16 protein-coding genes and 1 pseudogene are annotated in these 19,135 nt (G+C 62.7%); 1 reads left to right on the top strand and 16 read right to left on the bottom strand.

The features are described from left to right. Positions 1-1,466 (bottom strand): peroxidase family protein (locus Q427_RS23985; protein ID WP_043517808.1); only part of this gene is annotated, 1,466 nt, incomplete at its 3' end. A gap of 216 nt (positions 1,467-1,682) precedes the next feature. Continuing rightward, a complete protein-coding gene (locus Q427_RS23990) occupies positions 1,683-2,327 on the bottom strand; it encodes a TetR/AcrR family transcriptional regulator (RefSeq protein ID WP_043517810.1) in 645 nt (214 codons plus the stop codon). A gap of 91 nt (positions 2,328-2,418) precedes the next feature. Here Q427_RS23990 and fabF point away from each other — a divergent pair. Further along, a pseudogene (fabF, locus tag Q427_RS23995) lies at positions 2,419-3,683 on the top strand (beta-ketoacyl-ACP synthase II). 128 nt (positions 3,684-3,811) lie between these two features. Here fabF and Q427_RS29395 read toward each other — a convergent pair. The 14 genes from Q427_RS29395 to Q427_RS24060 form a co-directional block, all read right to left on the bottom strand. Then, positions 3,812-5,140 carry a sensor domain-containing diguanylate cyclase gene (locus tag Q427_RS29395; protein ID WP_051496656.1) on the bottom strand — a complete coding sequence of 443 codons (1,329 nt, stop codon included), beginning with the start codon at positions 5,138-5,140 and terminating at the stop codon, positions 3,812-3,814. Between the two features lie 146 nt (positions 5,141-5,286). Beyond that, positions 5,287-7,881 carry an EAL domain-containing protein gene (locus Q427_RS24005; protein WP_051496657.1) on the bottom strand — a complete coding sequence of 865 codons (2,595 nt, stop codon included), beginning with the start codon at positions 7,879-7,881 and terminating at the stop codon, positions 5,287-5,289. Between the two features lie 287 nt (positions 7,882-8,168). Then, positions 8,169-8,417: an acyl carrier protein gene (locus Q427_RS24010; protein ID WP_043517812.1), complete on the bottom strand. Its 249-nt coding sequence runs from the start codon at positions 8,415-8,417 to the stop codon at positions 8,169-8,171. After that, positions 8,414-9,631 carry a dihydrolipoamide acetyltransferase family protein gene (locus Q427_RS24015; RefSeq protein ID WP_043517813.1) on the bottom strand — a complete coding sequence of 406 codons (1,218 nt, stop codon included), beginning with the start codon at positions 9,629-9,631 and terminating at the stop codon, positions 8,414-8,416. Before Q427_RS24015 ends, Q427_RS24010 begins: the two co-directional genes overlap by 4 nt. Beyond that, the gene (locus Q427_RS34760) at positions 9,628-11,460 is read right to left on the bottom strand and encodes a pyruvate dehydrogenase complex E1 component subunit beta (RefSeq protein ID WP_231613891.1); all 1,833 of its coding nucleotides are present in this window, start codon (positions 11,458-11,460) and stop codon (positions 9,628-9,630) included. Before Q427_RS34760 ends, Q427_RS24015 begins: the two co-directional genes overlap by 4 nt. Then, complete coding sequence (locus tag Q427_RS32760) at positions 11,460-11,636, bottom strand: thiamine pyrophosphate-dependent enzyme (RefSeq protein WP_197030805.1); 177 nt, start codon at positions 11,634-11,636, stop codon at positions 11,460-11,462. Before Q427_RS32760 ends, Q427_RS34760 begins: the two co-directional genes overlap by 1 nt. Next, entirely contained in the window at positions 11,633-12,763 is a 1,131-nt protein-coding gene (locus Q427_RS35705; protein ID WP_197030806.1) for an AMP-binding protein, read from the bottom strand. The genes Q427_RS32760 and Q427_RS35705 overlap by 4 nt, the downstream gene beginning before the upstream one ends. A gap of 32 nt (positions 12,764-12,795) precedes the next feature. After that, positions 12,796-13,353 carry an AMP-binding protein gene (locus Q427_RS35710; protein ID WP_197030807.1) on the bottom strand — a complete coding sequence of 186 codons (558 nt, stop codon included), beginning with the start codon at positions 13,351-13,353 and terminating at the stop codon, positions 12,796-12,798. Positions 13,354-13,501: 148 nt separating this feature from the next. After that, positions 13,502-13,882, bottom strand: a complete 381-nt coding sequence (locus tag Q427_RS24035) for a hypothetical protein (protein ID WP_043517815.1) — start codon at positions 13,880-13,882, stop codon at positions 13,502-13,504. Positions 13,883-14,368: 486 nt separating this feature from the next. Then, positions 14,369-14,743 (bottom strand): VOC family protein, encoded by a 375-nt coding sequence (locus Q427_RS24040; protein ID WP_043517816.1) that lies wholly within the window; start codon positions 14,741-14,743, stop codon positions 14,369-14,371. Between the two features lie 134 nt (positions 14,744-14,877). Then, a complete protein-coding gene (locus Q427_RS24045; RefSeq protein WP_043517817.1) occupies positions 14,878-15,531 on the bottom strand; it encodes a dihydrofolate reductase family protein in 654 nt (217 codons plus the stop codon). Positions 15,532-15,618: 87 nt separating this feature from the next. Further along, complete coding sequence (locus Q427_RS24050) at positions 15,619-16,557, bottom strand: GGDEF domain-containing protein (protein ID WP_043517818.1); 939 nt, start codon at positions 16,555-16,557, stop codon at positions 15,619-15,621. Between the two features lie 258 nt (positions 16,558-16,815). Next, positions 16,816-17,535 carry a hypothetical protein gene (locus Q427_RS24055; protein WP_155833679.1) on the bottom strand — a complete coding sequence of 240 codons (720 nt, stop codon included), beginning with the start codon at positions 17,533-17,535 and terminating at the stop codon, positions 16,816-16,818. Positions 17,536-17,700: 165 nt separating this feature from the next. Continuing rightward, positions 17,701-19,135: OsmC domain/YcaO domain-containing protein (locus tag Q427_RS24060; protein WP_043517822.1), on the bottom strand; the 1,435-nt coding region annotated here is incomplete at its 5' end.

The raw sequence follows: 19,135 nt of genomic DNA on the forward strand, positions 1-19,135 counted from the left end.
GTTGGCGCACCGCGGTGGTCGGTCTGCCGGTAGGTGCAGGCCGAGGCCCAGGCGGTACCCACCAGCTGCCTGGCGGTGAGGCCGGAATCGGCGATCTGTTGCTTGAGCGTGGCGATCTGCTGCTCGTTGACCAGCGGCCCCTGGTGCTCGGGTACCGGGTCCTGCCAGACGAGTACCTCGTCGGGCACCTGCGGGCCGAGGTAGCGGGCGCGCGGGCCCATGTCGCGATGCAGCAGCTTGTACCAGGCACGGGCGAACTCGTCGACGAGCACGTCCGGGTTCTCGTGATACTCCTTGGCGATCTCGAGATAGGCGGGATCGGTGATCATTGCCATGTCGGCGGTGTTCATCACCGGCGGGTTCTTCTTGCCTGGTACATGGGCGTCGGGCACCCAGTACCCCTCCTTCACCTCGACCGGCTCCCACTGGTTGGCGCCGGCTGGCGACTTCTTCACCTCCCACTGGTGGGCGAAGATGGTGTTCAGGTAGGAGTGGTCCCACTGGGTCGGCGTCGGGGTCCAGGCGCCCTCGAGGCCGGAGGTTACCGTGTACTCACCGAGGCCGGTCTCGTTCTTGTTGGCCCAGCCGAAGCCCTGCTGATGGATCTTCGAGCCTTCGGGGGCCTCGCCGACGGCATCGGGGGAACCGTTGCCGTGCATCTTGCCGAAGGTGTGGCCGCCAACGGTCAGCGCGACGGTCTCGCGGTCGTTCATCCCCATGCGGGCGAAGGTCTCGCGAACATCCTGGGCGGACTTCATGGCGTCCGGGACGCCGTTCGGGCCCTCGGGGTTGACGTAGATCAGCCCCATCTGCACCGCGGCGAGCGGGTTGTCCAGCGTGCGGCTGCCGTCTTCCCAGGTACCGGTGTAGCGCTCGTCATTGGTCGAGAGCCACTCGGTTTCGGGGCCCCAGTAGATGTCGTCCTCCGGCGCCCAGATGTCGGCGCGGCCGAAGCCGAAACCGAAGGTGCGAAACCCCATCGTCTCGAGGGCGCGGTTACCGGCAAGAACCAGCAGGTCGGCCCAGGAGATCTTCTCGCCGTACTTCTGCTTGATCGGCCAGAGCAGGCGGCGCGCCTTGTCCAGGTTGCCGTTGTCGGGCCAGCTGTTGAGGGGGGCGAAACGCTGTGCTCCGGTGCCGCCGCCGCCGCGACCGTCGACCGCACGGTAGGTGCCGGCCGCGTGCCACGACATGCGAATGAAGAACGGCCCGTAGTGGCCCCAGTCGGCGGGCCACCACTCCTGGGAGTCAGTCATCAAGGCATCGAGATCGGCACACAGTTCATCGACGTCGAGCTGCGAGAACGCCTCGGCATAGCTGAAATCCGCACCGAACGGGCTCGCATCGGGATGCTTCTGGTGCAGAATGTTGAGACTGAGCTGGTCGGGCCACCAGTGTTCGTTGCCCTGCAGGCGGGGCGTGGTCCGCGCACCCCACTCCGGGCGTGTAGGCTTTTGATCGGTCACGGTCTTCTCCTCGACTGTATAGTGGCCTACAGGCATGTGAGCCGGCGATTCGCTATCGCCTCAGGTTCCGGAAACACGTTCGGTTCTGTACCGAAGACACTGCAAGATCCCGTAAGCCGTCACAGATACAGTGAAGGATTGGAGGCCGAAGCCGTCAAGCTGTGGGGGGCATTCGCACCGATAGGGAAAAACTATAAGAGTAGACGTTATGCAATACTACCCAGTCTCGCCCAGCATGATCTCCAGCTCGCTGTCGTTGACGCCGAGAATCTGCAGGATGTTGCGCTGGGCGGCATTGAGGATGTGATTCCGCTCCTGCTCGCCGGGCAGGCTCTTGGCGATAGCCACGGCGCCCACCAGGGAGGCGAGAATGGCGCGGGCTTTCTCGGCGATGACTTCGCGGTCGGGTTCGAAGGGGAGTTTCTTCAGACGGCTCAGTGCGATGAGGCGGGTTTCCAGCATCTTTTTCATGCGCAGGTAGGAGGCTTCGAACAGCGTGCGCACCTCGGCGTTCTCGTTGCCGATTTCGTTGAACAGCACCGTCTCCGGCCCCGGCTTGCGCTTGCGTTCCAGCTCCTGGAGGTTCCAGCAGTTGGCCACCAGCTCGGTCAGGTGCTTCACCGAGAGGGGCCCCTTGACCAGCCTGGCGGCACGGCTGCTATCCAGAGTTTCCCGCACCGAGGCGTGGTAAAGGGCTTCCTTCGAGGCGAAGTGGCCGTAGAAGGCGCCGTGGGTCATCTTGGCCAGCTTCATGATCTGCCCGATGGAGACCTTCTCGAAACCTTGCCGGCTGAACAGCTCAATGGCCGACTTGAGAATGCGCTCCCGCGATTTGGCTTTATGGTTCGTCGAGTAGGGCATGACGTCCTCACTGTCCTACGCTGAATATTATCTTGATCATATCAAGCCCAGTGTTAGCGTGGCACAAACCCAAGCTGTTCAGGAATTTACCATGCAATCACCGCTCGTTATCACCGGCATGGGCATGATCAGCCCCCTCGGCTGCGGCGTCAAGGCAGGCTGGGAACGCCTGCTGGCCGGCCAATCCGGCATCTCCCCGATCACCCGCTTCGATACCGGCGAGCTGCCGATCAAGGTCGCGGGCTCGGTGCCCGGCATCACTGACGACCCGGAAGCCGGCCTCGACCCGGACCGCGTGCTCGACGCCAAGGAGCGTCGTAAGATGGAGCTGTTCAGCCTCTATGCCATGGCAGCCGCCGAAGAGGCGCTGACCCAGGCCAACTGGTTCCCCTCGAGCGATGCGGACCGGTTGGCTACTGCCACTATTATCGGTTCCGGCATCGGCGGCTTCCCCACCATCACCCAGGCACAGAACACTCTGTCGACGCGCGGCCACCGCCGGCTCTCCCCTTTCACCGTGCCGGCCTTCCTGGCCAATCTGGCGGCGGGCAATGTCTCGATTCGCTATGGTTTGCGCGGACCGATGGGCTGCCCGGTGACCGCCTGTGCGGCAGGTCTCCAGGCCATCGGCGACGGCATGCGCATGATACGCAGCGGTGAGGCCGAGGTGGCCCTGGTGGGCGGCGCAGAGGCCTGTATCGACCCGCTGTCGCTTGCCAGCTTTCATGCCATGAAGGCCCTCTCCACCGAGCAGGATGACCCCGCCAAAGCGTCGCGCCCCTTCGACCAGGCACGCAACGGCTTCGTCATGGGGGAAGCGCGGGACTATTGGTGATCGAAACCCTGGCCCACGCCGAGGCGCGCGGGGCGACACCGCTGGCCATCCTCAGCGGCTATGGCACCAGTGCGGATGCCCACCACATCACCGCCGGTCCGGAAGACGGCTCCGGTGCCGCAGCGGCCATTTGGTCGGCACTGCGGATGGCGGGGCTGGCTCCCGATGCCATCGATCACATCAACGCCCACGCCACCTCTACGCCGGTCGGCGACCGGGCCGAGATCGCCGCCCTGCGCAACGCCTTCGGCGACACCCTGGCCGGCATCCCGATTTCCGCCACCAAGGCGACCACCGGCCACCTTCTCGGTGCGGCCGGCGGCGTGGAGAGCATCTTCTCCGCCCTGGCGGTGATTCACGACCGCCTGCCACCGACCCTGAACCTGGAGAACGCCGACGATGACCTGCAGGACCTGGACTTCGTCAGGGGCTCGGCACGCGAACATCGCAGCCAACACGTGCTGTGCAACGGGTTCGGCTTCGGTGGGGTGAATGCCGCGCTGATCGTCAGCAAGGTGTAGGGGCAGGTTCAGCGATGTGGTGTGTTATGCGTCAATACGTCGCCACCCTGCTTCGGCTGGATAATGCTTCCGACAAGAAAGGTATCGTCATCGAAGCCGACACGTAGGTTGGTGTTCTATTCAAGCAACTATAACCCTGGCACCAGGCTCTGACAGTCTTCGATATCGCCCCTGGGCCGCACACGGTTGCGGCCTTCGGATTTTGCGTTATAGAGACAGAGATCCGCGCGACTGAGCAGCTGTTCCGGGCTCGCGTCATTATGGCGCAGCGTTGCCACACCGATACTCACCGTCACGCCAAACACGCCTTGGGGGCTGGTAAACGTCAGGCTGGCAATCACCCGGCACAATCGCCCGGCCAGCTGGCGCGCCGAGGCCAGATCACTTTCCGGAAGCAGGATGGAAAACTCCTCGCCGCCCATGCGCGCAAAACAGTCACTGGCGCGAATTTCAGGCGTTACCATCCTCACGAATTCCTTGAGCACGAGATCCCCGGCCGCATGACCGTGGCGGTCGTTGATCGCTTTGAAGTGATCCAGATCAAGCATCAATACGCTGAGGGGGTGGCCGTAACGCCGCGCCCGACTGTACTCCTCCTCCAGTTGCCCCATCAGCACACGCCGGTTGGCAACTCCCGTGAGGGGGTCGGTTTGCGACATGTGCAGCAGCTTTTCGGTCATGCGCTGGAGCTCCGTGACATCACGGTAGAACCAGATACGCCCCCAGTAGTCGCCATTGCTGCCATGCAGCCCCCGGGAGTAGCGCTCCAGTACCCGGCCATCCTTCATCTGGATACGCACCCCTTGCTCCTCTTCGTCCAGGGAGGCATAGAGCTGCCTGATCCGCTTTACGAAGCGTTCGGGGTCTTGCACCTGTTCATTGACCGCCTGCAGCGCCGCTTCACCGTCCTTTGCGTGCATGACCGCCTCGGGAATCTCCCATATCTCCAGAAAACGGCGGTTCCATGTCTTGATCCGGTTATCGGCATCCACCACCAGGATACCGTCCGGTGACTCATCCAGGTAGGCGCTCATCACGGTGGATTGGTAACGTGCCTCGAGTTCGAGGTGCACCTGGTCACTGATTTCGTAAGCCGTACCCAGTATCCGGTTGACCGAGCCGGCCTCATCAACGAAGGGTACAAGACTGGTCAGCCAGTATGTTCTGCCGATAGGAAGATCCAGCGTCTCCTGATAATCCGTGACGCCCTTGCTCTCGACACAACGCCGGTAATTGGCTTTGACGCCAGCTGCCATTGCTGGTGAAAGCAGCTCATCCACACTGCGCCCGGCTACCTCTTCATGCTGCATCCCGCTGTGCATCTCGTGACGGGCGTTGATCGCGGCAAGACGGTACTCATCAACGGAGACCACATCGATCACGAAAGCAACGACACCGAGATGATCCAGCATCAGGCGCAGTTCAGCGGGGTCGTGATTGACACGGATCTCTTTCATTGCATCGACTGCCCTGTGTCGGAAGGGGTGGTCTAAATGACCAAATACAACACTATTCGAAAGTAGCCCGAACCAGCGACTGATTTCTTTAGCACCTTGACGTAGATATACCTGGTGCTCTCACTGGAAACCAAGCTGTCAGTAGCTCACGGCGCTTGTTGCTGGAGCCGGCCCACCAGTTGTTCCAGCATTGCCACCTCGGCGGGCCGGCCGAACAGGTAGCCCTGGTAGAGCCTGCAGCCGATGCCGGCGAGGTACTTCAGTTGCGCCTCCGTCTCCACCCCTTCTGCAATGACCTCGACTTCCAGGGATTCGCCAAGCCCAACGATCGAGCGCGCTATCGCCGCCGCTGCCGGATCGCTCAACACATCTTGGACGAAGGACTGGTCAATCTTGAGCTGTGACAATGGCAGGAGCTTCAGGTAGGCCAACGAAGAGTAGCCGGTGCCGAAGTCGTCCAGGGCGACCCTGATGCCAAGCCTGGAGAGCTCGGTGATCCTGGCTGCCGCTTCCTCGAGATCCTCGATCAGTACGGTTTCGGTCAACTCCAGCTTGAGGCGGCTGCGCACCGCGCCCGACTCATGGATGATCGCGAGCAGGTCGTCGACGAAGCCCGCTGACCGAAACTGCCGGGCGCTGACGTTGACCGCCAGGGTCAGGTGCGCCATGGAAGTGTCATTCTCCCAGAGCGCAAGCTGGCGGCAGGCCGTTCTCAGTACCCAGCGCCCCAGGCCGAGGATTAACCCGCTGCTCTCAGCGACCGGTATGAACTCCCCCGGTCCAATCTCGCCCCGCTGCGGATGATCCCACCGAACCAGCGCCTCAGCGCCGATAATCCGCTGCTCAGCATCGATCTGCGGTTGATAGACCAGGCGAAACTGTTCTTTCTGCAGGGCCGTTCGTAGATCCGCCTCCATGACGATACGTGCGGCGATTTCAGCACGTACCTCGGCACTGAAGAAACGCACCGTGTTCCGCCCGGCCTGCTTGGCCTGGTACATCGCAAGCTCAGCGCGCTTGAGCAGTTCCTCGGCGGCACCCTCGCCGGACTCCTCGGCCAGTGCGACGCCAATGCTGCACGAACCGTGATGGCGGAAGTCGCCCAGGCAGTAAACCTCGTTCAGGGTCACCAGCATCCTCTGTGCAAGCCGTTCGGCCTGCATGCGGGCCTGATCAGGGTCTGGGGACAAACCCTTCAGCAATACCGCGAACTCGTCGCCCCCCAGGCGCGCAAGCTCATCACCGTTTTCTTCCAACTGGTCGCTGAGCCGCTGCGCGACCTCACACAGCAAGTCGTCGCCCGCCTCGTGCCCATGGAGGTCATTGAGGTCCTTGAAATCGTCCAGATCGATGTAAACCAGCCCCTGTACCGACGCCCCCTCACCTGTCGATAGGGCTTCACGCAACTGTTTCATCATCAGGCTGCGGTTGGGCAGGCCGGTGAGGGAGTCGAAGTAAGCCAGCCGATAGATGGCCTCCTCGTTGCGCTTGCGCTCGGAGATGTCGGTGGCAATACCGCAAAGACCATAGATGCGCCCACGGGAATCGCGGAGTGGAATTTTCACTGACAGATAGGTGCGCGTCATGCCGCCATCGGCGCTGGTGTTGCTTTCCTCCGTCGTGACCTCCCTGCCAACAGCGATTACCCGGCGGTCATCGGCCTGCAGTCGCTCGGCCGTGGCCGCATCGAAGAACGCCTCATCCCCCTTACCGATGATATCCTGCACTGGACGGTTAAATAGGTCTTGTATCGAGCGGTTGGCGTAGATGTAGCGTAATTCCGTGTCCTTGATAAATATATAAGCGCCCACGGTATCAAGGATGGTGGCCAGCTTACGCTCGCTTTCACGCAAATGGCGGGTCTTCACGGCCACCTCGTGTCGCAGCCAGGCAGCGGCGGCCAGGGCGAGCAACATAAGCATCACCGCACCACCCAGCCCCCACCAGAAACTTGCAGGCACCAGTGGCTGGCGAAGCGACGCTTCCCATCGACGCACAATCTCGTAGTATGGCGAGGCGTCGTCCTGACGCCATTCGACCAGTCGACGGTCGATGGCGGAGAGGACCTCAGAGTGGCGGCTGTTGCCGGTGGCGAAGAAAAGCTGAGCGGGGTTGAAGACGATCGGGGTCGGTTCGAGCCTGTGACTCGGGCTATGCAACGATCCATAGCGATGGTTGGCTATTGCGGCGTCCGCCTCGCCGCGGGCCGTGAGCGCGAACGCCTGTGCCAGGTCGGTAGCCGGCACGATCTCAACTGCGATACCGAACGCACCCGTCATCTCCTCGAAGATATCGTGCTGCACGGAATCGCGCAAAACCGCGACTCGCTTGCCCTGGAGTTGAAACAGCGAAACCAGCCCCGAGCCCTCTCGGCCGTAGAGCTGCGACCAGCTGAGCAGGGCCGATTCGCTATGGAAGTCGAGCGTGCGTGCGCGCTCATCTGAATAGGCGACATCGGGAAGAAGGTCGAGCTCGCCGCGCTGCACTGCCTGTAAACAGGCATCCCACTCGCAGTTCACGAACTCGAGTGTCCAGCCTTCGTGCTCCGCCAGCTCTCGCGCCAGGTCGATGAAGATGCCGGCGGCTTCACCCGCGGCATCGGTAAAGATTTTTGGTTCGTTCTCGTAGACCCCGATACGCAACTGCTGCGCGGCGGCTGGCAGCCAGACGACAGCGCAGAGGCAGAAAAGCAGACAGCGCTCTGCCAGGCGCCTCGCTGCCAGACGGAAAGCAGCATTCACCCATAGGCTCCTGATTGCAGGCTGCCCTCGTTACCCACGGTGGCAGTAATGATGGTTCGCATCATCCGATTATGGCAGCCCCCTGCGCCCTTCCTGCTCGTGTCAGACACCCCTATTGCTTAACGTAAGCAACCGCAACGTTGATTACAATGCCAACACGTGCACGAACGAAGGTGGCCTCTTGAGACGGATTGCTCGCCACGATGGGCCGGCTCGCTGTCGTTGAATACCCACGTATTTCGGCAGGTTGTGGCGCCAGTGCTGGTGAAAGTATCAGGCAGGTTTCTTCATTGGTCGAGTCGCGGTTCCAGGTAATCCAGCAACGCCTGAAGGCTGTGCATCCGGGCGTACTCGCGCTCGGGGATGTTCACCCCCAGGCGCTGGTGCACGGCGGTCAGCAGGTTCAGGGCGTCCATGGAATCGAGGTCGTATTCGTCGCGCAGCCGGGCCTCGTCATCGAGGTGGGCGATGTCGATGTCCGGGGCGATGGCCGAGAGCTCCTCGAGTACGATGGCGCGTAGTTGGTCTCTGTTCACAGTGCCTCCGGGTGTTGCAGTTGGGCGTCGATTTCGTTAAGGAACAGGGCGCCCAGATGACCGTCGCAGACACGATGATCGGCAGCCAGGCTGACGTCCACCGCCGGGCGAATCGCCAGCATGTCGTCTACCGCCAGTGGGCGCCGGCGCACGCTGCCGAAGCCGATCATCGCTACCTGGGGCGGATGGATCACCCCGTAGACGGTGTCAACACCGCGCTCGCCCAGTGCCGTCACCGTGGCCGAAGCACTGCCGATTTCAGAGGCCCGCAGGCCGCCCCGGCGGGCGCGTTGCACCAGGTCCTGCAGGCGGGTCATCAGCTCCGGCAGGGCCAGCGCCTCGGCACCCTGCAGCGCCGGGGCGATCAGGCCGCCGCCCCTCAGGTGAATGGCCATGCCCAGGTCGATGCGCTCGGCCAAGTGGAAGCCCCGTTCGTCGTAATGGCCGTTGAGGTCCGGGTAGCGCGACAGTGCCCGGGCGGTCGCCTTCATGAACAGCGCGGCCATCAACAGGCGGGCCTCTGGCGGCCGCTCTCGGTTGTACTCCTCGAGCCAGCGCTCGGCGGCGTGCAGGTCGAGGGTGGTGGCCAGGTAGTAGTGGGGAATCTCTCGCTTGGCGCGGCTCATGGACGCAGCGATGGCGCGACGCATCTCGTCGCGGTCGAAGCCGCCGCGGCGGCTTTCGGTCCGGGCCCCACCGGCCTCTTCCCGCTCGAGATCGCGCAGCACGATGGCGCCACCGGGGCCGCTGCCGCTGATATTGCCAAGCTCGACGCCGAGTTCGCGCGCACGACGACGCACGGCCGGCGAGGCCGCTACATGGCCGTCTTCCGTGGCAGACCGAGGCTCAGGCTCAGATGCAGGCTCAGGCTGGTGAGGCGCCGCCGGGGATGGGATCGGTTCCGCAGCCGGTTCGGGGGGAACTACCTCGGCGGCGGTGGGTGCCGGCACGTCGCCGGGGGGCTCGGCAATCACCCCCTCGCCGCTGCCGATACGGGCCAGGGGCGTACCCACCGGCACCTTGGTATCCGGCTCCACGTAGCACTCCTCGACCACGCCGCTCTCGAAGACTTCCACGTCGATGGCGCCCTTGGCGGTCTCCACCACGGCGATGATCTGCCCCTTCTCCACCCGGTCGCCCGGCTTCACCAGCCATTCCACCAGGGTGGCCGCCTCCATGTCGGCCCCCAGCGACGGCATCACGAAATCGCTCACGGCGCGGCTCCCATGGCGCGACGGGCCGCCGCCAGAATGTCCGCTACCTGGGGCAGCGCAGCGTTCTCCAGATGCTGCGGGTAGGGGATGGGGATCTCGTCGGTGCAGACCCGCTCGATGGGTGCGTCCAGCGTCCAGAAGGCCTGCTCGACGAGGATCGCGGCGATTTCTCCGGCCAGGCTGCCGGTCTTCCACGCCTCGTCGACGATCACGGCGCGATGGGTGCGGCTGACCGACTCGATCAGCGTCGTCGTATCCAGGGGGCGCAGCACGCGCAGGTCCACCACCTCGGCATCGATACCCTCCTCGGCCAGAGCCTCAGCCGCCTCCAGGGTCTTGGGCAGGCTGCCGCCATAGGTGATCAGGCTGAGGTCGCCCCCCGGGCGGCGAATGGCGGCACGGTGGATATCCACGCCCTGGGGACGGGGCGTCATCCGGCCTTCGCGGTTATAGAGCAGCACGTGCTCGAAGATCAGCACCGGGTTGGGGTCCTGGAGCGCCGCCCAGAGCATGTGGCGCGCATCCTCCAGGGTGCCGGGGGCCAGAACCTTGAGCCCCGGCACATGGGCGTACCAGTGCTCCAGGCTGTGCGAGTGCTGGGCGGCCACCTGGCGGCCGGCGCCGGTGGCCATGCGAATCACCAGGGGCACGTCGAACTCGCCGCCGGACATGTGCAGCAGGGTCGCCGCGGTATTGACGATCTGATCCATGGCCAGCAGGCTGAAGTTGACGGTCATGATCTCGACGATGGGCCGCGCCCCGCCAAGTGCCGCGCCGATGCCGGCGCCGGTGAAGCCGTTCTCCGACAACGGCGTGTCGCGGATACGTTCGGGGCCAAAGCGCTCCAGCAGACCACGACTGACCGCATAGCAGCCGCCGTAGTGGCCGATATCCTCGCCCATCATGAAGACGCGCTCGTCGTGCTCCAGGGCCTCGATCAGGCCGAGCCGGAAGGCCTCGCGGAAGCTCAGCTCCAAAGGCTCGGGCTCGGCGGCGGGCGGCGGTGTCGGTGCGGCGGTTGCTTCACGAGTGACGTACTCGAAGCGGCTGGCTTCCGGCTCCCACTCCGCTGCCTCGGCGTAGGCCACGGCCCGATCCACCTCACCGGCGATATCCGCCTCCAGCGCCTCCAGCTCGCCCTCGTGCAGGAGGCCCGACTGCTGCATCCACTTCCACAGGCGCGGTATGGGATCGCGCTGCTTCCACTCCTCCACCTCCGCCTTGTCACGATAGAGTTCCGGGTCGAACATCGAGTGGGCGCGGAAGCGGTAGGTCAGGCACTCCAGGAAGCGCGGTCCGTCACCGGCGCGCAGCGCCTCCAGCATGCGAGCGCTGGCGGCCTCCACGCGGGCGATGTCCATGCCATCGACGCTCTCCGCGGGCACCCCCAGGGCTTCGGCCTTGCGGAAAAGCTCCGTCTGGGCATGGGAGTAGCGCAGCGCCGTGCCCATGGCGTAGCGGTTGTTCTCGCAGACGAAGAGCACCGGCAGCTTCCACAGGGCGGCCAGGTTGAGGCTCTCGTGGAAGGCACCCTCCGCCGCTGCGCCGTCGCCGAAGAAGCAGGCGGTAACCCGACTTCGCCCGGCGAGCTTGTCCGCCAGGGCCAGGCCCACGGCCAGCGGCAGGCCGCCGCCTACGATGGCATTGCCGCCGACGAAGCGGGCGGCGGCGTCGAAGAGATGCATGGAGCCGCCCCGCCCCCTGCTGCACCCGGCCACCTTGCCATACATCTCGGCCATCACCCGGTCCATGGGGATCCGGTTGAGCAGCGCATGGCCGTGCTCCCGGTAGGTGGCAACGACCGCATCGTCGGGCTTGAGCCCGTGCATCACCCGGTGCCCACTGCCTCCTCGCCGATATAGACGTGCAGGAAGCCGCGGATCTTCTCCTGGGTGTAGAGCTCCACGCAGCGCTCCTCGAAGCGGCGGATGCGCAGCATCTGGCGCAGCAGGTCGAGCAGGTGCGCACGGGACAAGCGCGGCTTGTCGCTCGATGAGGTGGTCATTCCCGCCCCCCTTCCAGCGTCGAGATGTCGCCTTCCGGCAGCCCCAGTTCACGGGCTCGCAGCAGGCGACGCATGATCTTGCCGCTGCGGGTGGTCGGGAGGCTGTCGCGGAACTCCACCTGGCGGGGTGCCACGGCCGGCCCGAGACGCTTGCGGGCCAGGCCCAGGATCTCCTTGCGCAGCGCCTCGCCGGGTTCATGGCCCGGTTTGAGCGACACGAAAGCCTTGACCGTCTCGCCGGCGACCTCGTCGGGAATACCGATCACCCCGGCCTCGGCCACCGCCGGGTGTTCCATCAGCACACTCTCCACCTCGAAGGGGCCGATAAGGTGGCCGGACGACTTGATCACGTCGTCGGCACGGCCGATGAACCAGAAGTATCCCTCCGCATCACGGCGGGCCAGGTCGCCGGTGAGGTACCAGGCGCCGACGAAGCACTGACGGTAGCGCGCCTTCTCGTTGAGATAGCCGCGAAACATGGAGGGCCAAGGGGCCTTGAGTACCAGCTCGCCGGTCTCGTCGGGGTCCTCGATCAGTTCGATGCCAGCGTCCGTGCGCCGCGCCACAGCGGCCTGGATGCCCGGCACGGGACGTCCCATGGAGCCCGGCTTGATCGGCATGCTGGCAAAGTTGGCGATCATGATCCCGCCGGTTTCGGTCTGCCACCAGTTGTCATGGAATGGCAGACCCAGGGTCTCCCGCCCCCAGTGGACGGCTTCCGGATTGAGGGGCTCGCCCACGCTGGCCAGGAAACGCAGGCTCGAGAGATCGTGCCGGCGTGGCAGCTCCGTTCCGATCTTCATCAGCATGCGAATGGCCGTGGGCGCGGTGTACCAGACCGCCACTCGCTGATCCTGGAGGATGCGATACCAGCGCTCGGCATCGAACTCCTCCTCGTCCACCACCAGGGTCACGCCATTGGTGAGCGGCGCGATGATGCCGTAGGAGGTGCCGGTGACCCAGCCGGGGTCAGCGGTGCACCAGTAGATGTCCCCGGGATGCAGGTCCAGGGCGTAGTGGCCGGTGATGTGATGGGCCACCACGGCCTCGTGCACATGAATGGCGCCCTTGGGTCGGCCSGTGGTGCCGCTGGTGAAGTGCAGCAGCGCCGGTGCCTCCGGGTCCATGGGCCGGGTCGGGTAGTCCGGCGACTGGTGGCTCAGGGCCTGGGCAACATCCAGGTGCCCGGCGGCGCCTCCTCCACCTCGCCGATCAACAGCACATGCTTCACTGAGGGCATCTCGTGGAGCCAGTCGGCCAGCTTGCGGCGATAGAGCCGCTCGGTGGTGACGATGACCACGGGGGCGCCGATTTCCACCCGCGAGCGGATCGGCTCCGGCCCGAAGGCGGAGAACAGCGGGGTAAAGACTCCACCGTGCTTCAGCGTGCCCAGGGCGGCGGCATAGAGGTCGGGGATGCGATGGGCAAGGCAGTAGACGCCGTCGCCGGGCTGAAGCCCCAGCGCCGCCAGCAGGCTGGCGAAGCGGTTGGCCCGTGCCGTGAGCTCACGATAAGTGATATCGAAGGGATCGCCCTCGCGGGGCAGGAAGCGGATCGCGGCCTGGTCTGCGGTTGGGGTGTCGAGGTGGCGGTCCAGGGCCGCATGGGCAATGTTGATGCCACCGCCTGGCATTTCGCTGAGCTGAGCGCGCACCTCACTCCAGCTGAACGTCGTCCGGGCAGCAGCGTAATCGGGCAGGGTCGGGGACAGGCGCATCGGCCACCTCCTCAGGTCACCGAATGAGGGGCTGCGACGGCGATCCTCCAAAAAGCGTAGCTCGCTTTTCTGAAATGCCCTCATGATGGAGGTCAAGAGACGGAACCTTAGCGGCGGAAAGCACTTATCAGCATCAGCAAGCTGGTCGCTAACCAGATAGGGCCTTTCTGCGAACCAACCAGGCGAAGCCGAGAAACAGTGCAAGCCACACGACGGTTCTGAGTATCATGGCGAGAAGACTCTCAAGAGCGACAACACTTCCCGCGACGTAAAGGTAGGCAATAACTCCGAGCACGAGCAGGTTGAGAACGAAGATGATGGCTGCCGCGTACTTGCCTCGCTCGATGTCGCGCGATCCAATGATGCCTGTTAATGAATACCCCACTCCCATCACTGTGTTGTAGACCAGCAGCGGCCAAAACACACCGTATCCAGGTGACGCACCGAAAAGGACGCGAATGCCCGCGAAGATCGTAACCAGACCGAACAGCAGAGCTGTCAGCGCCAAAGCATTTTTTAGGATTCTCATAGGCGGATTGCTTCACTTCTAGGGGAGCTTTCGCGGCATTATTTATTTCCTGACCGTAGCCGAGCGTCATGTTGTGAGCAATTCGATCACGCAAGCATGAGTCGATTTGCCGCAATCACGTGCCCACGATCAGGACCCTCGGAGAGGGTCTCAGATCAATCTGCCGCAGCGTAATACACCACCTGATCCGCCAGCTCAACGACGTCCGGGCTGAGGATTAATCCAGCAGGCACGCATCCAACTGGTGGTGGCGCTATTCGCCCAAGCCGGCGCGCTGCTGGTGATGGCCGTCAGCCGCCTGCGAAGCACCTGACGGCGTCAATGATTAAGGCAGACCTTGGGCAACACCGCCGGGAGGCCTGCGGCCTCCAGTCGTGATCTGAAGATGCTCCAACAGCGCCGCTATTCCCTCCCCTGTGGGAGCGCCGCTTTGCGTCGCGACTGGCGCCGCCAGGCGCCTCGGCGGAGGCTCGCTCGATGGAAGGGTTAGACCTCGGCTTCGTGGCAAACCGCTTCGATGTTGTGCCCGTCCGGAGCAATGACGAAAGCGGCATAGTAATTCGCGTGGTATTGCGGGCGCAGGCCAGGCGCACCATTATCTTTGCCACCCGCCTCCAGGGCCGCGCGATAGAACGCTTCGACTTGCTGGCGGTTCTCGGCCGTAAACGCCAAGTGGAGATGCGCCGGCTTCTCGTCGGTTTGGTGCAGGCACAATGACGTATCACCGCTTGAGCAAAGCTCGACACCGTACGTGGGCTCTCCCTCCGAGACGACAGCGACACCGAGTGGTTCGAGTGCCTTGAGAAAGAACGCCTTGCTCGCTGCATAGTCACTGACACCGAATTTGACGTGGTCAAACATAAGTTCTCCTTGGTTCATAGGCTGCTCAATCTGCCGCAGCGTAATACGCCATCTGGTCGGCATGTGCCTTCACGAAAGCCGGACGGGCCGTGGCGTCTCGGGAACCCAGTCGAAGGTGGTGAGGATCAGTTCGTTCACGTAACACTCCTTGTAAGGAGGATATGGGTCGCCCTTTCGGTAACCGCCCTCTCCTCGCACTGATAGCCGAGAGACCGCAGGTTGATACCGGAGAACAAGTGCTCCCCTTCACCGAGCAGCACCGGCGTGATGACGAGATGCAGCTCGTCGATCAATTGCGCCCTTAGATATTGCTGGATGGTTGCCACCCCACCGCCGAGGCGCACATCCCTGTCGCCTGCGGCCTCCCTGGCGCGCGCCAGGGCAGCGTGGATGCCCTCGGTGACGAAGTAGAATGTCGTGCCGCCGGACATCTCGGTGGGATCCCGGGCATGGTGTGTCAGCACGAAAACCGGCGCGTGAAACGGCGGGGTATCTCCCCACCACCCCTTCCAGCTGTCGTCCGGCCAGGGGCCGCGAACGGGACCGAACATGTTTCGGCCCATGATCCATGCGCCGACGTTCTCAAAACCGCGGGCCACGAAGTCGTTGTCGATCCCGGTTTCACCGCCTACCTCGTCCAGGACCCTTTGCCGGAACGATACGGTCGCGAACACCCAATCATGGATTTCCAACCCATGGATGCCCAACGGGTTCTCTCGGCTCTGCCCGGGACCAGCGGCCAAGCCGTCAAGGGACAAGCTGAAGCATGACACGCGTAGCTGACTCATCGTGAACTCCTGAACGGACGCAATACACGATCAATCGTCGAATGGTACTTGTGGATTTCGACATCTCGACTTCGCGCCTACCATCAATCAATCCACAACGATCCGATCCCGCCCATTCTGCTTGGCCAGGTACAGCAGCTGATCTGCCTTCTCGACCAGCCAGGCTGGATTGCCGCCTTCTGCTGGGTAGGCAGTTGCCACACCCATGCTGACGGTAATGTGGTGAGCGGTTTCAGAAGCTTCATGAGAGATGGCCGCGTCATTGATGAGCGCCCGACAGCGTTCCGCCACCAGCAGTGCGGCGTCACGATCCGTCTCCGGCAAGATAAGCGCGAACTCTTCCCCACCGAAACGCCCTAGTACATCACGCGGACGCAAAGCTGATGAATCAAGAACCTGCGTCACTTGCCGCAGGCAGTCGTCGCCGGCGAGATGGCCATAGCGGTCGTTGTACTGCTTGAAAAAGTCGATATCCAGCATGATGAACGACAGCGGCTGTCCGCTGCGCTGAGCACTCGCCCACTCCACTTCCAGCACGGAATCGAGCAAGCGCCGGTTTGCCACGCCGGTGAGCCCGTCCTGATAGGAGAGCTCCTCGAGTTCCCGTTGCAACCGCAGCAGCTGCTCTTCGTTCTTCTTTCGTTCACTGATATCGAACATGAAGCCGACCAGTGCTTCCACTCCGCCCTCGCCATTGCGCACCACATGCACGACATCGCGAATCCACACGTAGTTGCCTTCCGCCGTCAGAGCGCGGTAATCCGCCTCATGATCGACACCCGCCTTCGACTGTGCAACGCAGAAGTCGACGACCCAGTTACGGTCCTCCGGGTGCATGCGCTCCACCCAATCGTCAATGCTGACCCAACTGCCCTGGGGCCACCCCAGCAAGCGTTCGATCTGAGGGCCGACATAGGCGAAGCGAAGGGTTTTCCAGTCGATCTTCCAGGGAATGGCCTGGGTAGACTCCAACAGGGTTTTATATACGGCGGCATCAATGTGCATCTTTGCGGCATCATCACTCATGGTGCGTGAGCTCCAGTGCTAGGCTAATTGTCAGCATCCGTGCTGGATCAACCTCTATTCACGCCTGAGTGTGCCACAGCGAGGCCGGAACCAGAGAGAAAAACCAGCCTCAGCCTGCCGCAGTGGACGGCAGTCGGCTCGACGCCCTTCATCTGCATAGCCAGCTTCCCTGGCTGAAGTGGCTGTGGTCGTGATTGAAGTACGTTCCACGATTACCGGGAAGTCCAGTCCGCAATCTCTACGCCAGTTGTCACTGTCTCATATCCGCATGAGAAGTACCGTATACAGGAAAGCACCTAATGCAAAGGTAGAGAACTCCTCGAGGGTTTCATCCCGCAGCTCTTCTTTCAGTGTGATGATGATCATGGCACCGGCCAATAACGCCAGCAATGACGCAAGAAACACTGGTCGGATCTCCCGTACTAGGGAAGCCACCCACCCCAGAATCAATGCCGCTGAAAAAAACCAACGCGCCCTCACGACTCGATGTGTCGCATGATGGCGTCCAAGCATATAACCTACGAACAGAAAATGCAGGCTCATCGCTAGAACGTAAAGGAATACGGAGCGCCCGCCACCCATGCTCCAGTGAAAGCTGAGAACATAGCCGACAAGGAAATTGTAGAGCACATAGACTACCGCAATAACCCGGAAGTGATCTATGCCAGGCCGAAATCGATTGCCTATGGCCAGCCTGGTGGCCAACTGATCCATACCCAAAAAACCGATGAGACCGATCATGGCCAGCAGGAATGCATGGTGTTGCCAACGCGCGCCATCGAGCAACTCCGACTGGGTTAGTATCAGGTCGCTATAGGCAAGCTTGGGCAGTACCTGAAGAAACACATAAGCAACGGAGGTGCCTCCAGCCAATGAAACCAACAAGCGGGATGAGCGCCCTTTCGGAGGCAGGAGTCGGTAGCCAAACAGATGAACAGCAACAATTACCAGGACACCAATGGATGTGTAATAAAACATCAATAGGGCTACCTAACCGGTTTCGGTGGCACTCAACAATGCAATGCCACATTGGACGCGAAAAATTGCCGGAGCACTCCCTTGCTCCGGTTCATCGCAGAACAGCAAATCATCGACCTGCCAAGGATCATGCCACTGCTCCATTGCACGAGCGTGACGCTAAACCTATGCCATCGCTGCCCTGGCGGCCCGCGCCGCATGCAACTTCTTGTAGCTTTCCACCAGGCGCTGGTGTTTTTCCAGGCCCTCCAGCTGCAGGCTGGTGGGGGTCAGGCCATGGAAGCGAACGCTGCCATTCACCGAGCCGACCACCGCCTCCATGGTCTCTTCACCAAACATGCGCCTCAGGTTGAAAAGGAAGTCGTCCAGCTCCAGCTCGTCATCCAACGCGATCTCCAGCACCGCACTCACCGCCCGGTAGAACAGCCCTCGCTCGACGGTGTTATCGTTGTACTGCAGGAAGATCTCGACCCGCTCCAGGGCTTCTTCATGCTGCCCCAGTGCCAGGTTGATCAGCAGCTTCAGTTCGAGAATGGTGAGCTGGCCCCAGACGGTATTCTCGTCGAACTCGATACCGATCAGGGTGATGATGTCCATGTGGTCGTCGAGCTGGCTCTCGTCCAGGCGCTCCAGCAGATCGACCAGTTGCTCGTCACTCAAGGCATGCAGGTTGAGGATGTCTTCGCGGTAATCCAGGGCCATGTTGGTGTTGTCCCAGATCAGGTCTTCCACCGGGTACACCTCGGAATAGCCGGGCACCAGGATGCGGCAGACCGGCGCGCCCAGGTCTTCGTGCACGGCCATGTACACTTCCTTGCGCAGGTCCTCGAGAATACCGAATAGGCAGGCGGCCTCCTCCTGGTTGGTACCCGAGAAATCCCATTCGCAGAACGCGTACTCCGACCGGGCGCTGAAGAAGCGCCAGGAAAGCAGCCCCGAGGAGTCGATGAAATGCTCGACGAAATTGTTGGGCTCGGTGACGGCCATGGTATTGAAGGTCGGCGGCATGAAGTCGTTCAGGCCTTCGAAGCTGCGCCCCTGCAGCAGCTCGGTGAGGCTGCGCTCCAGCGCCACCTCGAAGCTCGGGTGTGCGCCGAAGGAGGCGAAGACACCACCGGTCTTCGGGTTCATCAGGGTGACGCACATGACCGGGAACTGCCCACCCAGGGAGGCATCCTTGACCAGCACGGGGAAGCCCTGGGCCTCCAGTGCCTGGATGCCCTCGACAATGGCGGGATACTTGGCCAGCACCTGCTGGGGCACGTCGGGCAAGGCGATCTCTTCCTCGATGATCTGCTTCTTCACCGCCCGCTCTAAGATCTCCGAGAGGCACTGCACCTGTGCCTCCTGCAGCGTATTGCCGGCACTCATGCCGTTGCTGAGGTAGAGGTTCTCGATCAGGTTCGAGGGGAAGTAGACCGTCTCGCCGTCCGACTGGCGCACGAAGGGCAAGGCAACGATACCCCGCTCGCTCTTGCCGGAGTTGGTGTCGATCAGGTTGGAGCCGCCCAGCTCGCCATCCGGGTTGTAGATCGCCAGGCAGTGGTCGTCCAGAAGGCCCGCGGGTAGCTCATCGTTCGGGCCGGGCTTGAACCACTCC

It is taken from the genome of Halomonas sp. BC04, assembly GCF_000568385.1.